Below are 17,866 nucleotides of genomic sequence, written 5' to 3'. Positions count from 1 at the left end.
GCCCCCCGCGGGGGGGCCGGGGGGGGGCCCGACTGGACGGCTCTCAGCTCGGGGGTCAGCTCGACGGGTACGGCTGCGCCGCCAGCAGTTGCGCCAGGTGTGCGGCGTTGCGGGCCAGAGTCCTGGTGGCGGCGCCGGTGGTCTCCGGCTTCGGGCCGGCGTCGCGGTAGTCGGTACCGCCCATGGCCTCGCCGACCCAGTAGGTGGACGCGGCGGCGGCGACGGTGAACCCGACGTCGTTGAGTGCCTGGAGCACCTCGGCGGTGACGTGGTGCGCCCCGTCCTCGTTGCCGACCACGGCCACCGCGCCGACCTTGCCGTAGGTCCGCAGCCGGCCCTGCTCGTCGGTCTCGGAGAGTTCGGCGTCGAGGCGCTCCAGCACCATCTTGCAGACGCTGGACGGCTGTCCCAGCCAGATCGGGGTGGCCACGACGAGGATCTGCGCCTCCATCAGCTTGGCCCGGATCGCCGGCCACTCGTCGCCGTCGCCCTCGTCGGTGGAGACACCGAATCTGACCCGGTGGTCCACCACCCGGACCACCTCGCCCTCCACGTCGTGGTCGGCCAGCGCGGCGAGGACCTCCCGGCCGAGCAGTTCGGCGCTGGACGGCGCGGGGGAGGGCTTGAGGGTGCAGCACAGGACGAGGGCACGGAGGGTGGGCATGTCGCTCCTCAGTTCGATCTTCCGATTCCCGAAGACCCGTACCCTGGCGGCCTCCGGCCGAACCATCGACCGAGATCGCGACGGCGGATCCGTCCCACCGGCGGGCCGACGTCACCGGGCGGCACGGCAGGTGCCGTCCGACCGGAGGACGGCACCGACGAACCAGCCCGGAGTCCCGCTCCGGTGTGTCACAGTCGTCGGGAGTCGGTACGGACGGGGCGGGAGGACCGGCGGTGGAGACGAAGATGACCGAGCGGCTGCTGGACGCGCTCAAGCGCGCCTCGGACGCGCACGCGGAGCACGAGAAACAACTTGGCCGGGCCGACCCCGACTGGCCGCAGTGGTACGCCGAGCACATGACCCGGACCCTGACGGCGGACGGCTACGAGCTGACCCGCGCCACGTCGTCGTAGCTGCCCGGCCGGTCCCACCCGCCGCGAATTTCGGACCTCAGCCCAGCACCAGCACGCCGTAGTAGTCGAGCCGGTCGACCGTCACCGACAGCCGGCCGTGCCGGCAGGACCAGGCCGGCACCCGCGACCCCGCGAAGTCGGGCGAGACCAGCGCGATCCGCCGGGGGCAGGAGGGCAGCTCCACCCGTACCCCGACGTCGGTCTGCGGGATGGTCCCCCGCTGGTAGTTGTGGTTGACCAGGTGCAGCGTCCGCGCCCCGCTGCCGCGCTGCACCAGCAGGCTCGCCGCGACGGCGCCGGTGCCGACCCGTACCCGCTGCGCGGCGTGCTCGTTGTCGCGGTAGAGCGCCCGGTGCTCCCGGTAGAACCGGGTGTACGTCCGGAAGAAGTCCAGCATCCCGGACTGCTCCGCCGTCGGGCCGCCGACCGTGTCCTTGAGGTGGAAGGCCGGGAAGAGCCCGTTGGCGTACGCCTCGGCGCCGAAGATCTGCCAGTAGTCCCGCTTCTCGGCGAGCGGCAGGTTCTGGTAGTTGGTCATCATCTCGTTGGGCCAGTCGATGAAGACCGCCACCGGCACGTCACCGGCGATCTCGCGGTTGCGCTCCCACAGGTAGCGGTAGTTGGCCTGCAACGACTTGGCGCCGTTGAGGTGCCCGTCGACCACCGGCACGTAGTCGGCGCCCCGGAAGTCCGGGGTCTGCTCGTCGGGGTTCCACGGATACATCCCGACGCTGTTGAAGTCGACGTACGGCAGCAACCCGTTCGAGCTGACCAGGAGGTGGCGGTGCGCCCTGTCCCGGGCGTACGCCCGCAGCTCGTCCACCATCTCCTTCCAGTACCGCCGCAGGTAGCTGGCGGTGAACGAGTGGTCGTCGGCGTACATCCGGTTGGGGGTGACCCGTCCCCACTCGCCGGCCAGCGGATTGGCGGCGGCGAGCGGGTCGAGCTGCCAGCCGCCCGCCCGCAGGTAGTCGCGGTAGTTGAAGTTGCCGGTCAGATCGTCGGCGGGTACGTCGGCGCGGACCAGGTTGTCGTCGGTCATGCCGAACCGGGACTTCCAGTCGGCGGCGGTGAAGGCCGGGTACTTCGCCAGCAGGTACCGGTTGAAGTCGGCGATGGCGTGGTCGTCGAAGCCCTCGTTGCCGTTGAAGCCGTACTTCTGACCGCCGCTGAACCCGGCGTTGACCTCGTCGAGGTTGATCCCGTCGACCCCGCCGTCAATCTGGATCTTCGCCCAGTCGAGCAGGTGGTCCCGGTATCTCGGGTTGAAGATGTTGCCTCGGCGGGCCGGTTCGGGGAAGCCGAACTCGTCGTGCGGTACCGGATTGTTCTCCGCGTCCCGGGTCGACATGTCGTCGAAGATCTCGGTGCTGGCGAAGTCCTGCGGGAAGATGACGCTGGCCGTCCCGCTGCCCATGAAGGTGATGCCCCTGGCGTGGTAGCGCCGGATCTGGTCGAAGTGGTAGTCGGCCGCCTCGTCACCGTTGGTGGACCACTTCCCGATGGCCCGGATGGTGACGTCGGGGACGAGTTCGTAGACCTGCGGGTCCTCCTCGTGCACGTCGGACTGGCTGAAGCCGAAGACGGTGAAGTCCGTCGCCCGGGGCCGGTCGACGGTCGCGGCGACCCGGTCGCTGGCCGTCGAGACGTTGCCGGCCGCGTCCCGGGCGGTCAGCACGAAGGTGTAGGTCGGCAGCAGCACCGCCAGTGCGACGCCGCAGAGTGCCCAGCGTGGTGTTCCGGATCGCCGTCGCATCGCGTTCCTCCGGTGGCCAGCATTCCCCGCGTCCGCCGCCGGGTGCCGCGCTGCCGCCGGCAGGGCACCGAGCATATGCCCGAAGGATCGATATAGAAAGCTGTCTATTGCGGGCAGTTGCCGCTGGTCCGGGTGACCGTGTATTCGGCGTCGTCGTGGGTGATGCCGGACGGCTCGCCGTCGAAGTACGCCTCGACCTTCTGCCAGCCCTGCCGCTGCTCGTAGTGCAGGTGCGGAGCGCCGGAGTTGCCGGTGCTGCCGACCCGCCCGATCTGCTCGCCCTGCTCGACCCGCTGACCGACCTCGACCAGCGGCGGTTCGAGCAGGTGGAGGTACTGCGTCTCCCACTTGCCACCGTGGTCGATCTTCACCCAGTAGCCGCCGCCCCGGCCGCGCGGACCGTCCGGGTTCTCCGGGGTACGGCCGCCGAGCGAACCGTTGATCCCGGCGACCGTGACCTTGCCGCCGTACGACGCCAGCACCGGCCGCCCCCACGCCTCGCCCTCGGTGGGGAAGAGGTCGACGTCGTAGTCGTCGTGCCCGGGATAGGTGCCGAGCTGCCACGCCTCGCCGCAGGCCACCGGCAGTTGGAAGAGCGGGCGCGGACCGGGCGGTCGCAGCAGCAGCACGGCGACCACGGCCGCCGCGAGCACGGCCACGGCCGAGACGACCGCGGTGAGGGTCAACAGGATCCTGATGGTACGGCTCCGGGGGCGGCGGCGGGCACGGCGTCTGGTCGGCTGGCCGGTCGTCACCGGCCCGAGGATGGCAGACGACGGCAACCCGCCAGCCGCCGGGTACCCGGTGCGGGGGTTTGTTTCATTGATTGACTTAATCTGTCGGGGTGTCCTAACCTCGCAGATGCATCGAGGTGGATCGGTGGCCGCCGTCGTCGAGGACCGGCGTCAGACACGGCACCGGCGAAGCGCCGTACGGCCTTCGGTGTCGACCGTCCCGATGTCGGTCGGGGCCGCCTCGGACCAGATCAACCATGCCACTGCCGGCGACGCTCCCGACCGGTGAGCCGTCGCATGCCACCCGGCCGGCCATCCCGCGTACAGAAAGGCGCGCGTACAGAAAGGACAGCCCATGCCCCGACGAATTCCGGCGGTGCTCCGGCAGGTGGTGGCGGCGGTCGCGTCGGCTCCGACGGCTGGAACCCGATCTGACCAGACACCAGCACCTGGAGAAGGGACTCCGATGCGAAGCAAACTGACCGGGCTCGTCGCGACAGCGCTGGCCGCACCCGCCGCCGTCGTGGCCGTGTCGGTGCTGCCGGCCGAGGCGGCGGTGGCACCGGCACCCGGTGGCGGACGGAACTGGTCGAACACGGCCGACGGCTTCGCGCAGGGCACCACCGGCGGGGCCGGCGGGCAGACCGTCACGGTCGACACCCAGGCACAGCTCAACCAGTACGTCACCGCGAGCGCCCCGTACGTGATCCGGGTGGCGGGCACCATCAACATCAGCCCGAAGGGCACCGAGCTGCGGGTCGCCTCCAACAAGACCATCATCGGGGTGGGCACCAGCGGGCACATCGTCGGCGGCGGCTTCTTCCTCGGTACCGGGGTCAGCAACGTGATCATCCGCAACCTGACCATCCGCGACACCCTGATGCCGGACGACGACCCGGGCGACGACGCGTACGACTACGACGCCATCCAGCTGGACACCGCGAACCGGATCTGGATCGACCACAACCGGCTGTCCCGGATGAACGACGGCCTGATCGACAGCCGCAAGGACACCACCAACCTGACCGTCTCCTGGAACCACCTGGTCGACAACAACAAGACGTTCGGGATCGGCTGGACCGACAACGTCACCGCCCGGATCACCATCCACCACAACTGGTTCCAGAACACCCGGACCCGCAACCCGAGCGCGGACAACATCGCCTACTGCCACCTCTACAACAACTACCTCCAGAACACCTCCTCGTACGGCAACTACATCCGGGGCCTGACCAAGGGCGTGATCGAGAACAGCTACTTCGAGAACAGCCGCAACCCGTATTACGTCGAGGCCGGTGAGCTGGTCAACCGGGGAAACATCCTGGTGAACAGCCCCTGGGACTCCGGCAAGGTCACCTCGAAGGGGTCGGCGTTCAACCCGAGCAGCTTCTACTCGTACACCCTCGACCCGGCTGCCGGGCTGCCCGCGCTGCTGCGCACGTACGCCGGTCCGCAGCCGAACATCGGCACCTGAGCCAGCCCACCCGAGCGGCCGGCCCCGTCCCGAGGTCCGGGGTGGGGCGACCCCGCCTTTGCTCTCCGGGCCGGGATGACCTATGGTTCCTATTCGATGTAGCCGACTCCTTCCCCCGTGGGAGCCGGCTACATCCTTTTTCGGGGCCGTCACCCGGTGCGGCCGGGGAGTCGGACCGTCCGCCACGGGGGAGCCAGACCATGCCGGAGAGCACCCCCGCGCGGCCCCGGGCCTCCGCCGGAGCGGTCGTCGTCGACACCGACGGCCGGATACTGCTGGTGGATCCGACGTACAAACCCTGCTGGAACCTGCCGGGCGGCGGCGTCGACACCGGCGAGACACCTCGGGCGGCCTGCCGCCGGGAGCTACGTGAGGAACTCGGGCTCGACCTTCCGGTCGGTCCGCTGCTCGTGGTCGCCTGGACGGCGAACGGCCCGGACGGACAGCTCTTCTTCGTCTTCGACGGCGGTGTGCTGTCACCGGAGCAGCGGGCGGCGATCGTGCTGCCGCCCGGAGAACTCGCCGGGTACGCCTTCGTCCCGCCGGCCGAGGCCGGGGCGCTGCTCGCCGAGCCCCGCCGGGCACTGCTGGCCGAGGTGCTGCGGGCCCGTGCCGACGGCCTGACCCGCTACCTGGAACTGGACGGAGCCTGAGTCGACGGTGCCGGCCGCTCCGCCGCGTCGAGTCGATCTTCGACCGGTCCGGCGGTATCGTTGCACGCCGCACCCCTGCTCATGTTCCGGGCCGCCGCCGACGGCATCCGTTCCGAGACGTGCGGTCCCTCGTCACCCTGGGAGTCGCCCCGTGACCCTGCCACCCCCCGAGGCGACCGCCGACTGGTTCGGGACCGCCGCCGCCGCGCTGCCGGAGGACGCCGAGCAGAGCGTCCTGGTCGGCCGGATCTGGGATCCCGCCGTCGGCGGACCGTCGCCGGTGCTGGTCCGCGACGGCGACGTCTTCGACCTCAGCGCCGAGTTCGCCACCGTGCGGGACATCTGCGAGCTGCCGGAACCCGCCGCCGTGGTCGCCGGGCTGAACGGCCGGCGGGTCGGTGCCTTCGCGGAGCTGCTGGCCAACACGGGCCGGGCGGACCGGGACCGGGACCGGCCCTGGCTGCTGGCACCGGTCGACCTCCAGGCGCTCAAGGCCGCCGGGGTGACCTTCGCGGTCTCGCTGCTGGAGCGGGTCATCGAGGAGCGGGCCCGAGGCGACCTGGGGCGCGCGGCGGAGATCCGGCAGCGGCTGCTCACCGAGGTGGGCGCCGAGCTGGCGGAGCTGACGCCGGGTTCCGAGCAGGCGGCGCGGTTGAAGGAGCTGCTGGTCGCCGAGGGGGTCTGGAGCCAGTACCTCGAGGTGGGGATCGGGCCGGACGCCGAGATCTTCACCAAGGGGCAGGTCCTCTCCGCCGTGGGCACCGCCGAACCGGTCGGCGTGCTCGCCTCGTCGACCTGGAACAACCCCGAGCCGGAGGTGGCGCTGCTGGTCGCGTCGAACGGGCGGATCGTCGGGGCGACCCTCGGCAACGACGTGAACCTGCGGGACGTCGAGGGCCGGTCCGCACTCCTGCTGCCGAAGGCCAAGGACAACAACGCGTCGTGCGCGCTCGGCCCGCTGGTCCGGCTCTTCGACGACCGGTTCGACCTGGACCGGGTACGCGGGATCGAGGTGGCGTTGGAGATCGAGGGCGCCGACGGTTTCCGGCTCGACGGCGTCTCGGAGATGTCACGGATGTCGCGCGACCCGGAGGAGCTGGTACGACAGCTCCTCGGCCGGCACCACCAGTATCCGGACGGTGCGGTGCTGATGCTCGGCACCATGTTCGCGCCGATCCAGGACCGGGACCGCCCAGGGGAGGGCTTCACCCACAAGGTCGACGACGTGGTCCGGATCAGCTCCGCCCCGCTCGGCACCCTGGTCAACCGGGTACGCCACAGCGAGGAGTGCGAGCCCTGGAGCTTCGGGATCCGCGACCTGATGGGCAACCTCGCCGGGCGGGGACTGCTGTGAACCGGGCCGGGGCCCGGTGCGGAGGCTGACCGCCGCCACACCGGGCCCCGGGAAGAGCGCTGGTGCGAACTATCCGGCCGAGCAGGTGGGACTCATCCCCGTCCCGGTACCCGACCCCTGGAAGCCGAACTCGGTCGACTGGCCGGCGGCGATCGAGCCGTTGAAACTGACGTTGCTGAACTGCACCGCACCGCTGTTCCCGCTGCGGTTGGCGTTCCAGACGTTCGTGACGCTGGCCCCCGACGGCAGGGTCACCGAGACCGTCCAGCCGTTGACCGGCGCGGAGCCGGCGGTGACCCGTACCGTGGCGACGAATCCGCCCGTCCACTGGTTGAGCGACACCGTCGCCGAGCAGGCTCCGGTGACCGGCGGGGTGGTCGGCGGCCGCGTGGTGGGCGGGGTGGTGACCGGCGGCGTGCTGGGCCCACCGGTCGGTGGCGTGGTGGGTGTGGTGTCCGGGCCGTCGGTCAGGGTCGGGGTCTGCCAGTCCCGCCACTCGGCCAGGTTGCCCGCCTTCCGGCTGGAGATCCGCATCGTACCGGCGGCGTTGCCCGTCTTCAGCAGGAACTTCTGGAGGTTCTGCTGGAGCGGGGTACGCCACTCGGACCGGACCGCGCAGTGCGTGCCGTCCTGGACGTCGGACCAGTAGGTGATGTTGTCACCCGCCCCGAGTGCCTTGTAGACCTCGGCACCGCCCAGCGCCGCCACGCTGCCGGACCGGACGCCCAGCCAGTCGACGTGCGGGTTGTCCATGATGAACAGGCCGCGCGGTGCCACCATGCCCACCATCTGGTGGGTGTCGATGGGCAGGCTGTTCGGGTTGCCGGTGAAGGAGCTGAACGCGTCGCCCAACCACGGCTGCTCGCCGTAGGCGCTGCTCAGCGGCTGCGCCCCACTCTCGGTGGCGATCGAGCGGAAGGCGCCGACGCCGCCGCTGCCGGACTCGATCGGCATGGTCAGCGCGATGCGCTGGTCGAAGACGCCGATGGTGAAGGCGCCCTTGCCGTACCGGGAGCAGCCGGTGACCCCCATGGCGTCGGCCCGGAGGATGTTGCCGCCGGAGGACTCGATCACGTCGATGATCCGGCTCACGCCCCAGGCCCAGGCCATCAGGATGCCGGTACTGCTGGACGCGCCGTAGATGCTGTAGAAGGCGCCCTGCTTGTTGTTCCGTGGAGTCCCCTCCCGGCCCACCGCGAAGGGGTCGAAGCTGATCGTGGCGACCCCGGCGGAGCGGATGGTGGAGGTGTCGGCGCCGAGCCCGCCCACGACGACGACGGCCGGGAAGGGGCCGGTGCCGCTGGGCAGCTGGACGCCGGCCGAGAAGCTCGCGCTGCGGCCCTGGTCCGACACGTTCACCGTGATGCTGGAGTTCGACACCGTCCCGGTGACGCTGGCCGGCTTCGCCGGCTTCTGGCCGTAGACGTGCCGCTCCGCGAGTTCCCTGGTCTCGGCTCGCCGGCAACGCCAGTCGGCCTTGCTGGTGATCCGGGTACCGTCCATCTTCCGGAACGGGTCGGGGAGCCGGGAGCTGGACGTCGAGGATCCCGAGCCGGGTACGGGGCAGTCGGCACCCTCGTCTTCGACGCTCGAGGCGGCCACGACGACGTCGGCGGCCGCCTCGGCGGTGGTTGTCGATCTCGCTACTACAGTTACCGTTCCGACGACCGCGAGCGCCGCTACCGCCAGCGTGACGACCGTCGAACGGAGCCTAGAGCAGCCCGAGTTGGTGGCCACCAGGGCTCTCCTTCCGGGTGGGGTGATGGTCTCGCCAGCAAGTAATCGATGATCACCGATGCCGACTTGATAAGTTTCAGGCAAGGCGGTGAAACATGTCAATGCTGCCCGTCGCTGCCGGATTCTCTCGCTGACCGTCGCCCCGTGAACACTTCAGGTGGCCGGTGCCGCAAGGTGCGCGGCCGCTGCCGGCCTGCGGCCGGTACGCGTGCCAGCGCCGCCGACCGGGGCCGGCGGCGTTCACGGTGTTGGCTCAGTGCACGGAGTCGGGATGCCCGGTCGTCGCCGCGCCGCCGCCGCTGCCGCCGGACGCCCCACCGGCCATCCCGGAGTTGTCGTCCTCGGTGACGATGTCCGGCCTCTCGTCCGTACCCGAGGGCGCCGGAACCTCCGTCTCGGCCACCACCTGGGTCAACCGGGCCTGACCGTCCTCGTCCTCGGCGTGGTCCGGATCGACCGGCTGCTCACCCTGACGCGCCCGGTATCCCATGACCCCTCCCGACTTCGCTCCCGGACGCGGCAGTCGCCCGCCGATGCCCACCGAGGGCCCGTCCGTGCGCTGCGCATACCCACGGCGGACCCGGAGTCACCCACCGGTTGCCGGATCTGTGCCGGCCGTGCGACCGGCGCCCGGCCGCGCCCGGGGGGTCGGGCGGCGAAAAGGACATCCGTGCATCGACGGGACGGCGGTCCTCCGCGCCGGCGTGGGGACAGCCGCCGGCCGCGCCCCCGGCTCCGGTGCCCCGCGCGGGGCGGACCGGCCCCCGGTGCGCTCAGGCCAGCAGGGCCGGTCGCATCTCCGCGCCCAGGTTGATCGCGCTGACCACCCGGTGACCGCTGGGGTCGTAGACGTCGATGTTGTTGTTGCGCCGCATCAGTTCCCGGGCCGGGGGCGGCAGCCGGGGCGGGTCGTCCATCGCCGCGCGGATCTGCCGGGCGGTCGAGATCAGCCGATTGGCCAGGGCGGCGGCGTCGACGTCCGCCCGCACCCGGCCGTACTCCCAGCCGACGGCGGTGAGGTCGAGAACCTCGAACACGTGCCGCAGCAGCGGACTCGGGTCGGTCATCCGCGCCAGCCGGGGCGCCCGGGCACCGACCACCGCCACCGCCCCGGCCACCTGGACGTACGGGTGGAAGTCGCACCGCAACGCCAGCAGCGGCCAGCGCAGCTGAGGCCCGGCCTCCCGCCACAGCGGCCGGTAGTTCCGCCGGTCGACCACGAGTCGGCGACCGGTACGCCGATACAGCTCGGCGGCCTGGGCGAGGAGGTCCGCGTGGGCCGCGTCGGCGAACTCCCCGACGACCCTGGCCGCCACGAGCAGGCCGTCGTCACCGTCCAGCAACCGGCTGACCGCATCGGCCTGGTCGGCGAACCGGACCTGCGTGCCGGCACCGAACCGGTGCCGAAGATCCTGGAGGAGGGCCTCCTGCCTGGCCGGATCGTGCTGGACCTGCCTCCGACCCAGCAGGCGCTGGAACCACCGCATGTCGTCTCGTTTCAGCAGCCGACTGAAGAACGCGGCAATGCTACAAGGTGCGGCCGACGGAAGCGGGCACCGCCGCGACACCCGGCCCGGCGGTTCGCGATGGCGACGTGGCGGCGATACGGCCGGCTCGACGCCGGAACGGGAAGGCGCCGCCGCTGCGTCGAGACCCGGCGAGCGGAGGCTGGGGGAGCGGGTGGGGGAGCGGAGGCCGGGGGAGCGGACCGGCCACGATGGCCGGCGGAGCGGCTCCGCGGGTCAGCCCCGCTGTCCCTCGTGAGAACGGCGGGGCCTCCTTGGCGCTGGATTGCAGGCGCACCACGGTAATCCCGGCGATCCTACCGGCGATCCGGCCTTGACGATCTTCCCGGTGGGCCCGACCGCAGTGGGGCGTCGACGCCCCCGGCCGCCGGGAGGCGGCGGTACCCGGGCGCACCGTCCTGCTCCGTGCCGGCCAGTCGGTCACCGAGGTCGCGGAGCTGCTCGCCACGTTCGGGACTGCCGCCGCTCCGGCCGTCCCGGTGCTGCCCGAGTGGGCGGCCGGCGGCGACGGGCGGCCCGGCTCGGCGCCGCCCGGGCGGTGTGGCGGCTGACCGGCGACCCCGGACCCGCCCTCGACGCCGCCGGGCACGAGACGCCTGGTGACGACCGTCCGTTGCGACCCCGGGACGAGAATCTCAAGTAATCCTCAAGATCCGCTTCGGGTCGCCCGTCGATGCGAAGAATGCGCATACGCTCACCGCACACAGCCCGTCCACCGGCCGCCCCATGCTTCTCGGATCGGCGACCGTCGTCGTACCAGAGGCTCGTCGTACCAGATCAACCGCAGGCCGCAAACAGAAGGAGGGAGCATGCGACGCAGACGACTGCGCATCGCGCTCTTCGCGCTGCCCGCCCTGGTGGGAACCGTCCTGATGGCGACCGCACCGGCGGGCGCGGATCCCACGAAGTCCACCGGCACGGCCGGCTCCGGGCGATCCCCGTTGGAGGGCCAGGAGTCGGTACGCCTGGTACGCATCCAGTTGACCGGTGCCGACATGCTGGACAAGGTGGTCGCCGCCGGCTTCGACCTCGAGCACGGCCTCCGGCGCGTACCGGCCGGCATCGAGGGGGAAGCGGTGCTGACCCCCGCGCAGGTCGCCGAGGTCCAGGCGATGGGCGTCAGGATCCTCGCCGACGGGGAGTCCTTCTCCTGGAGTGACCGGGCCGACGGCGGGTTCGCCGCGCTCGGGGCGCGGGCGGTCCAGCCGCAGACCCACGAGAAGACGGTACGGGTCGTCCGCGCCGACTGGTTCACCACGAAGGGCCAGGGCTTCCTCTACGTCGAGGCACGGACCACCGAGGGGCAGCAGTCGGACCCGGTCGTGCAGATGCAACTCGAGAACGACTCGGGCCGGGGCACGCCGTTCGGCTTCGCCCGGACGATGAGCCGGTTCGTCGACTCCGGGCAGTACATGTTCCACCGGAACCTGTTCAAACTCGACGTACGGCCGAAGCAGATCCGGGTGACGAGTTCGACCGGCGGCGTCACCACCGGTGACGTCTCCAACTGGCTGGAGAACGCCCCGCCGCCGCTGACCGCGCGTCCGGGTTACAGGTCGGACTTCGTCGACGGCTACCGGCACCCGCAGCAGCTCTACCGCCGCGCCCACGAGATCGCCCGGCAGTACCCGGACATCGCGGAGATCGTCTACCTGCCGAACCGGACCAACGGCTACCAGCGCAAGGCACAGGCCACCATCGGCGGTACCGGGCAGGAGGCGGTCGTCGTCAGCTCGGCGGCCTGGGGGCACCAGGGCGGCAACGAGGTGACCGTCGAGTTCGTGGAGCGGCCGGGTGCGAACCTCCCGCTCGGCGTCGAGGTCGTCGGCAAGGCGGTCCGGGTCCTCCTCGCCAAGGACGCCTCCGGCGGGCTCGCCAGTACCGCGGCCGAGGTGGCGGCGGCGCTGGAGAGCGGCTCCCAGGGCCTCGTCGACCGGGCGCACCCGTACCGGGCGAACGCCGGCACCGGCATCGTCGCGCCGACGGCGGGTCCGGTCGCGCTGACCGACTTCCTCGACCAGAAGCGGGACGGCGCACCGGCGGGCGAGGTGCCCCGGGGCCCGGCCACGATCCCGGTGCTGCGGATCGGCAAGCACCGCGACGGCAAGAAGCCCGGCGTCCTGATCCAGGCGCAGGACCACGCCCGGGAGTGGGTACCGGCGACGACCACGCTGGAGACGGCCGAGCGTCTGGTGCACAACTACCGGACCGACCGGGAGACGAAGAAGATCGTCAACGACACCGACATCTTCCTGATCCTCTCCAACAACCCCGACGGAGCGAACTACAGCTTCTACAACTTCGCCTCGCAGCGCCGGAACATGACGAACCACTGCCCGGACGAGAACGCCGATCCGGCGCAGCGGAACTCCTGGGGCGTCGACCTGAACCGCAACTACCGGGTCGGGTCGGGCCACGACGGCTACGCGGGCGGCTCGACCAGCTGCGTCAGCAACACCTACCAGGGGCCGGCGGAGCTCTCCGAGCCCGAGTCGAAGAACATCATCTGGCTGGTCGAGAAGTACTCGAACATCAAGTTCATGATGTCGGTGCACTCCAACGGCGGTCAGCTCTTCTGGCAGCCCGGCGCCTACATCGCGGACGGGCGGATCACCACGCCGCGCCCGCCGCTGGGTGACGAGGCGTTCTACTGGCAGTCGGCCGCCAGGATCCTGTCGCAGGTCAAGGCGCACCGGCAGACCGTCGTCACGCCGGAGAACGTCGGCGGCTCGTCGGACGTCCTCTACTCCTCGGCGGGCAACGTGCGCGAGGACCTCTACCACACCTACGGGATCTACGCCTTCGGCTGGGAGGTCGGCGGCTCGGTCTACAACCCGGGCACCGGCGACTGGCAGGGCGGCTCGTTCCAGCCGCCGTGGGCGGGCGACCCGGAACTCGTCAGCGGCCACGCCGAGACGATGGAGTACGCCAACGGAATCATGGAGATGTTCCGGATCGCGGCGGAGTGGGGCAACGACAAGCGGGACCCGACGTCCCGGCTCCTCCCCGGCGCCGGCACGTACCGCGACTCCGTCGACGTGCGCTTCGAGACCAACGAGCCGGCCACCATCTATTACACGACGGACGGCAGCCGGCCCACCCTGGACTCGCCGCGTTACGAGGCGACCGAGTTCCGTGAGCCGGGGCAGGTGTTCCACGTGACCGAGACCACCACGTTCCGCTGGTTCTCGGTCGACGCCGCCGGAAACATCGAGAACAACTACGACCCGACGAAGAACGACCGGCGCGAGAAGTACCGTACGGCGACGATCAGGATCGTCAAGCGGTAGCGCCCGATCCGGCCATCGCCTCGTCAGTGTGGTCCGCCGCGCTGACGCAGGCGATGGTCGATCCATGTCCCGGCCCGGGGCGGCAGCGGATCAGCGGTGCCACATTCCTACTCTGACCGGTACCCCGACAGACGCGTGCAGCAGCGGCTCCCGGTCCGGCGGTGGCAGACCCGCCGCGGGGAGCAGGTCCTGGTCCAGGCGCAGCAGTTCGGCGCGGTGCAGCGGCCACTCGACGTGTTCCGCCTCGGCGGCGACGAGCCGGCCGAGCACGACGCTGAAGAGCCGGTAGCGCGCGGTCAGGAAGTGGGCGAGTTCGTCGCGCTCGCGCTCGGCGAGCGGCGGACCGAGCCGTACGTCGGCGTCACAGCGCGCCCCCCTCGGCCCCGGCCAGCGGCGGGCGCACCGGTAGGAGATCCGGTCGTCGGCCCGGCGTACCGTCATGTCCGACCAGAAGTACGGCAGGGCGTAACCGGTGCGGGCGGCGACCACGGCGGGCAGCCGGGCCGCGTCCAGGGACAGGAACCAGATGCCGCTGCGGCCCCGCCCGTCCCGGACGTAGGTCCGGACGTTCGTCTCCGGGAACTCCGACAGCCACGGCACGCTCGGCACACCGGGTGCCCTCACCCCCTGCATGAGGAACGGGGTCAGGCCGATCCAGGCCGATCCGTCGAAGGTCTCCACCCGCAGCCCGGCGGGAAGCATCGCCTGCACCAGGGCCGGTGGGTAGCGCCAGTGGAGGAAGCTGATCCAGTTCCACCGGTGGTACATCACCGGATGAGCCACCCGTGGTGGAGGTGGAGCCTCCATCGTGCCTCCCGCGCTGCGTGTCTCCGCGCCGATCATGCGCTGGTCAGGTCGACCACGTGCTGGCCGGCCGGGTGGCCCACCCGACCGGCCAGCATCGATCGCCTCAGCGCTTCCTGGTGGTGAGGAGCCCAAGAGCAATCATCCCCACCCCGAGGAAGAAGTGCAGCCAGTTGTCGGCACCGTTGAGCGGGACGAAGTTGGCGGCACTGTCATGCCCGATGACCAGGCCGTACAGCCAGAGGACCAGGTAGACCGCGCCACCGCCGACGAGGTACAGCCGTGCCCGTTCGACGGTACGGGCCATCGCCAGGCCGACGACACCGAACAGGAGGTGCACGATGTTGTGGAGTACGGAGACCTGGAAAACGCCGAGTAGTTGAGCGTCGGACTCGTGCCCGGCGAAGGTCATGCTGCCGTAGTTTGTCGTGACGCCGGGGATGAAGCCCAGGACGCCGACGAGCAGGAAGACTGCGCTGACGGCGACCGCGACCCTGCGAACGAGGGCGGTCTCGTTCACCGTCCGGCCGACCGGCTCGGATCTGCTGGCCATGATGCCACCTCCATTGAAATAGGTGGCTGCATATTCTCCGGCTGGAGATCCCCCAAACCCGCCGTCGTCGATGGGAACACGGACCGGCCCGCACCCTTCGCTCGGTCCATCCTGAAAAGATCTCACGGCACAGTGGATCGTGCTTTTCCGAGTGCGCTTTTGGCTACGCCTGCCACGATCGGCCTCCCTCGACCACAAAGCTCTGATGTCGCGTTTACCGGCAGGTCGCGGGGGTAGGGGGAGCGCACTCGACCGCTGGAGGAGTAACCGTGTTCAATCCCTTGGAGCACCAGGGCCTGCCGCTGGACAGGCAAATCCGAAACTGGCGTGAGCTGAACGTCGAACCGATCGACCCGGAGGCCGTCGACCCGTACACCCGATGCCGCATCATCACGATGAACGGCATCGAGGTCGAGGCGATCATGTTCCAGCACAACTTCGCCCGCAACTGCCCCGACCCGGAGGTCCGGCGCCAGCTCGCGTACGTGCGGTACGTCGAGAACCAGCAGCAGCGGGTGGTGAACTGGCTGCTGCCCGGGGTGGCCAGTGTGCTGGAGACGACGCTCGGATACGAGCAGGTCGCGGTCGACCTCACCGCCTGGGTGGCCCGGCACGAGCCGGACCCCTACCTGAAGCAGGCGTACGAGTTCGGGGTGCTGGAGGACTTCGACCACCTCTACCGCTACGCCAACCTGTACGAGATGGTCGAGCGGCGCAAGGCGGAGAAGATCGTCGACGGGCTGACCGAGGTGATGCCGGGCCGGCCGACCGTGGCGGAGCACCGGCACCCCTTCGACGAGGTGCGGACGCCGTACGACAAGGACACCGTCGACCCCCGGTCGAAGCTGAACGCGCTGACGATCCTCTCGGCCGAACAGCAGGTGATGATCTACTACATGAACGTCGGGCCGCAGTACATGGAGCCGATCGCCCGGCAGCTCTACCAGGAGATCAGCCTGATCGAGCAGGAACACGTCACCCACTACGAGTCGCTGCTCGACGCGGGGGAGAACTGGTGGGAGCGGCTGCTCACCCACGAGTACAACGAGTGCTGGCTGTACTACTCGTTCATGGAGCAGGAGAGCGACCCGCGGATCAAGGCCGTCTGGGAGCTTCACCTCCAGATGGAGCTGGCCCACCTGCAACAGGCGGCGAACCTGCTGCGCGTGCACGACGGCCGGGAGCCGGAGGAGGTCGTCGGCGGCACCGGGGTTCCGGAGCCGCTCACCTTCGAACCGAACAAGGACTACCTGCGCCACCTCCTGGCGACCCAGATCGACGTGAACAAGCTCGGCGAGGGCTACGTGCGGGAGGCGCACGAGCGGTTCGAGTGGATGCAGCAGCAACTCCACGACGGCCAGAAGCCGCCGAGTGAGGAGGTCATCGACCTGCACCGGGAGAAGTTCGGCGACGAGTACCGGATCGAGACCGAGGGTCCGCACCCGGTCGAGTCGCTGCGCGCCCAGGAGGGGTCCCGCCGTGCCTGACGACAACGGTGCCGCCGCCACCGCAGGCTCCGGTCCGACCACCCCCGGCCCCGAACCGGACGTCGTCGACCTGCTGCTCGCCCAGCACGCGCGGATCGAGGAGTTGTTCCTCCTGGTGACCGGTGGCGACGGCGAGGTGCGGCGGGACGCCTTCGACGATCTGGTCCTGTTGCTCGCCGTGCACGAGACGGCGGAGGAGGAGGTGGTCCATCCGCTGGCCCGCACGCTGCCCGGCGGTGGCGGCGACGAGCTGGTCGAGGACCGGCTGGCGGAGGAGCGCCAGGCCAAGGAGATGCTCAAGGAACTCGTCGACGGCGGCGTGCAGGCGGACGGCTTCGACGAGGGCGTGCTGCTGCTGCGGGAGGCGGTGCTCAAGCACGCACGCCACGAGGAACGGTACGAGTTCCCGCTGCTGCGTCAGCACGTCCCGGCGCCCCGGCTGCGCCGGCTCGCCGCCGCGCTCCAGGCGGCGGAGGCGGTCGCACCGACCCGCCCGCACCCGGGGGCCGAGTCGGCCACCGCCAACGCCGCCCTGGGGCTGCCACTGGCGGTCCTCGACCGGGTCCGTGACTCGCTCCGGCGCGCCGCTGACGGCAGGGACTGAGCAGGATGTTTCCCGGGACACGGGTCAGCCGACGACCGGCTGCGGCTCGGCCCGGGATCGGATGATCGGCCTGGGCCCGGGTACCGGCGACCGTCGCCGACCACCGCGACCGGCCCGACGCCGACCGGCGGCGAGGATGACGCGGCCGGCCCCCTGGGGCCGGCCGCGTCGGCGTCGGTGGCCCGGCACGTGCCCGGAAGCCGGCGGGACCCTCCGGTAGCGGTTTCTCCGGCCGCGGGTAGTGTGTGCTCTGGGTCAAGACATGTGCCCGGATCGTTTCGTCGCGCCACCCACCTTCCAGTTGAGGCGAGTGGCTTCCGCGAACCACCGGAGGCACCATGTCGACAGCGCAGCGAGCACTTGACCCCTGGGGCAGCGGAGCGCCGCTCGCGATAGCGCTGGATCCCGGCACTGCCAGGTCACTCACCGTCCGGGTGACCGGGGACCTCGACATCGACACCGTCGACCTGCTGCGCCGGACCCTCGACCAGGTGCTGCGGCACGAATTCGCCAGCGTGGCGGTCGACCTGTCCCAACTGCGGTTCTGCGACTCGTCCGGGCTCAGGGTGCTGCTGATCGCCAACGCCGAGGCAGAGCGACTCGGCTGCCGGATGTACGTGGTGAATCCGCGCCCCTTCGTCCGGCGGGTGTTCGAACTCACCGGTGTGGCGAGCCTGCTCGGGCTGCCGGCCGGCCGCCGTCCTGAACCACAGCACCGGGTCCAGGTCTCGCCGCCCTCCTGAGACCAGCCTGCCGGTCCGACAGTGCCCGACACGGTTAGCAGGCCCAGCATGGCCGGGCCACCAGTCGTCACGAT

General features: G+C 70.7%; 17 protein-coding genes. 9 read left to right on the top strand and 8 right to left on the bottom strand.

The features are described from left to right. Positions 1–55 precede the first annotated feature (55 nt). A complete protein-coding gene (locus V1634_RS28960) occupies positions 56–664 on the bottom strand; it encodes a flavodoxin family protein (RefSeq protein WP_331210896.1) in 609 nt (202 codons plus the stop codon). A gap of 233 nt (positions 665–897) precedes the next feature. Here V1634_RS28960 and V1634_RS28955 point away from each other — a divergent pair, with 233 nt between their 5' ends. After that, positions 898–1,077 carry a hypothetical protein gene (locus V1634_RS28955; RefSeq protein WP_331210895.1) on the top strand — a complete coding sequence of 60 codons (180 nt, stop codon included), beginning with the start codon at positions 898–900 and terminating at the stop codon, positions 1,075–1,077. Positions 1,078–1,114: 37 nt separating this feature from the next. Here V1634_RS28955 and V1634_RS28950 read toward each other — a convergent pair whose 3' ends face one another. Together V1634_RS28950 and V1634_RS28945 are read right to left on the bottom strand one after the other, a co-directional pair. Further along, positions 1,115–2,833, bottom strand: a complete 1,719-nt coding sequence (locus tag V1634_RS28950; protein WP_331210894.1) for a hypothetical protein — start codon at positions 2,831–2,833, stop codon at positions 1,115–1,117. 104 nt (positions 2,834–2,937) lie between these two features. Next, on the bottom strand, positions 2,938–3,600 hold the full coding sequence (locus tag V1634_RS28945) for a M23 family metallopeptidase (protein WP_407951866.1): 663 nt from the start codon (positions 3,598–3,600) through the stop codon (positions 2,938–2,940). Positions 3,601–4,033: 433 nt separating this feature from the next. Here V1634_RS28945 and V1634_RS28940 point away from each other — a divergent pair, with 433 nt between their 5' ends. The 3 genes from V1634_RS28940 (at position 4,034) to V1634_RS28930 (ending at position 7,048) form a co-directional block, all read left to right on the top strand. Then, positions 4,034–5,041, top strand: a complete 1,008-nt coding sequence (locus V1634_RS28940) for a pectate lyase family protein (RefSeq protein WP_331210892.1) — start codon at positions 4,034–4,036, stop codon at positions 5,039–5,041. Positions 5,042–5,241: 200 nt separating this feature from the next. Further along, positions 5,242–5,694, top strand: coding sequence for an NUDIX hydrolase (locus V1634_RS28935; protein ID WP_331210891.1), 453 nt, complete (start codon positions 5,242–5,244; stop codon positions 5,692–5,694). Between the two features lie 151 nt (positions 5,695–5,845). Then, on the top strand, positions 5,846–7,048 hold the full coding sequence (locus V1634_RS28930; protein ID WP_331210890.1) for a fumarylacetoacetate hydrolase family protein: 1,203 nt from the start codon (positions 5,846–5,848) through the stop codon (positions 7,046–7,048). A gap of 69 nt (positions 7,049–7,117) precedes the next feature. Here the strand turns inward: V1634_RS28930 and V1634_RS28925 are convergent, their stop codons facing one another. The 3 genes from V1634_RS28925 to V1634_RS28915 form a co-directional block, all read right to left on the bottom strand. Further along, positions 7,118–8,551, bottom strand: coding sequence for a glucuronyl esterase domain-containing protein (locus V1634_RS28925; protein ID WP_331210889.1), 1,434 nt, complete (start codon positions 8,549–8,551; stop codon positions 7,118–7,120). Positions 8,552–9,038: 487 nt separating this feature from the next. Then, positions 9,039–9,275, bottom strand: coding sequence for a preprotein translocase YidC (locus tag V1634_RS28920; protein ID WP_331210888.1), 237 nt, complete (start codon positions 9,273–9,275; stop codon positions 9,039–9,041). A gap of 283 nt (positions 9,276–9,558) precedes the next feature. Then, positions 9,559–10,272 carry a hypothetical protein gene (locus V1634_RS28915; RefSeq protein ID WP_331210887.1) on the bottom strand — a complete coding sequence of 238 codons (714 nt, stop codon included), beginning with the start codon at positions 10,270–10,272 and terminating at the stop codon, positions 9,559–9,561. 529 nt (positions 10,273–10,801) lie between these two features. Here V1634_RS28915 and V1634_RS28910 point away from each other — a divergent pair. Beyond that, complete coding sequence (locus V1634_RS28910; protein WP_331210886.1) at positions 10,802–10,954, top strand: hypothetical protein; 153 nt, start codon at positions 10,802–10,804, stop codon at positions 10,952–10,954. Between the two features lie 166 nt (positions 10,955–11,120). Then, on the top strand, positions 11,121–13,601 hold the full coding sequence (locus V1634_RS28905; RefSeq protein WP_331210885.1) for a M14 family zinc carboxypeptidase: 2,481 nt from the start codon (positions 11,121–11,123) through the stop codon (positions 13,599–13,601). A 90-nt stretch (positions 13,602–13,691) separates the two neighbouring features. Here V1634_RS28905 and V1634_RS28900 read toward each other — a convergent pair whose 3' ends face one another. Both V1634_RS28900 and V1634_RS28895 read right to left on the bottom strand, forming a co-directional pair. Beyond that, entirely contained in the window at positions 13,692–14,408 is a 717-nt protein-coding gene (locus V1634_RS28900) for a YqjF family protein (protein WP_331210884.1), read from the bottom strand. Between the two features lie 103 nt (positions 14,409–14,511). Continuing rightward, positions 14,512–14,958, bottom strand: a complete 447-nt coding sequence (locus V1634_RS28895; RefSeq protein ID WP_331210883.1) for a DUF4383 domain-containing protein — start codon at positions 14,956–14,958, stop codon at positions 14,512–14,514. Positions 14,959–15,227: 269 nt separating this feature from the next. Between V1634_RS28895 and V1634_RS28890 the strand changes: the two genes are divergently transcribed. The 3 genes from V1634_RS28890 to V1634_RS28880 all read left to right on the top strand — a co-directional run bounded on the left by V1634_RS28890 (position 15,228) and on the right by V1634_RS28880 (position 17,792). Beyond that, a complete protein-coding gene (locus tag V1634_RS28890; RefSeq protein ID WP_331210882.1) occupies positions 15,228–16,445 on the top strand; it encodes a hypothetical protein in 1,218 nt (405 codons plus the stop codon). Further along, entirely contained in the window at positions 16,438–17,049 is a 612-nt protein-coding gene (locus V1634_RS28885) for a hemerythrin domain-containing protein (protein WP_331210881.1), read from the top strand. Before V1634_RS28890 ends, V1634_RS28885 begins: the two co-directional genes overlap by 8 nt. Before the next feature lie 338 nt (positions 17,050–17,387). Continuing rightward, positions 17,388–17,792 carry an STAS domain-containing protein gene (locus V1634_RS28880; RefSeq protein ID WP_331210880.1) on the top strand — a complete coding sequence of 135 codons (405 nt, stop codon included), beginning with the start codon at positions 17,388–17,390 and terminating at the stop codon, positions 17,790–17,792. Positions 17,793–17,866: the final 74 nt, after the last annotated feature.

The sequence above is a fragment of the Plantactinospora veratri genome (assembly GCF_036421995.1).
GTDB classification, from domain to species: domain Bacteria; phylum Actinomycetota; class Actinomycetes; order Mycobacteriales; family Micromonosporaceae; genus Plantactinospora; species Plantactinospora veratri.
Note: the sequence above shows the minus strand (reverse complement) of the source record. Positions and strands in the feature narration are given on the sequence as shown.

Bases quoted from the DNA above. Each gene is read 5' to 3' on its own strand.
- V1634_RS28960 (WP_331210896.1), bottom strand. From the start codon at position 664: ATGCCCACCCTCCGTGCCCTCGTCCTGTGCTGCACCCTCAAGCCCTCC.
- V1634_RS28950 (WP_331210894.1), bottom strand. From the start codon at position 2,833: ATGCGACGGCGATCCGGAACACCACGCTGGGCACTCTGCGGCGTCGCA.
- V1634_RS28940 (WP_331210892.1), top strand. From the start codon at position 4,034: ATGCGAAGCAAACTGACCGGGCTCGTCGCGACAGCGCTGGCCGCACCC.
- V1634_RS28935 (WP_331210891.1), top strand. From the start codon at position 5,242: ATGCCGGAGAGCACCCCCGCGCGGCCCCGGGCCTCCGCCGGAGCGGTC.
- V1634_RS28925 (WP_331210889.1), bottom strand. From the start codon at position 8,551: ATGGACGGTACCCGGATCACCAGCAAGGCCGACTGGCGTTGCCGGCGA.
- V1634_RS28920 (WP_331210888.1), bottom strand. From the start codon at position 9,275: ATGGGATACCGGGCGCGTCAGGGTGAGCAGCCGGTCGATCCGGACCAC.
- V1634_RS28915 (WP_331210887.1), bottom strand. From the start codon at position 10,272: ATGCGGTGGTTCCAGCGCCTGCTGGGTCGGAGGCAGGTCCAGCACGAT.
- V1634_RS28905 (WP_331210885.1), top strand. From the start codon at position 11,121: ATGCGACGCAGACGACTGCGCATCGCGCTCTTCGCGCTGCCCGCCCTG.
- V1634_RS28900 (WP_331210884.1), bottom strand. From the start codon at position 14,408: ATGGAGGCTCCACCTCCACCACGGGTGGCTCATCCGGTGATGTACCAC.
- V1634_RS28895 (WP_331210883.1), bottom strand. From the start codon at position 14,958: ATGGCCAGCAGATCCGAGCCGGTCGGCCGGACGGTGAACGAGACCGCC.
- V1634_RS28880 (WP_331210880.1), top strand. From the start codon at position 17,388: ATGTCGACAGCGCAGCGAGCACTTGACCCCTGGGGCAGCGGAGCGCCG.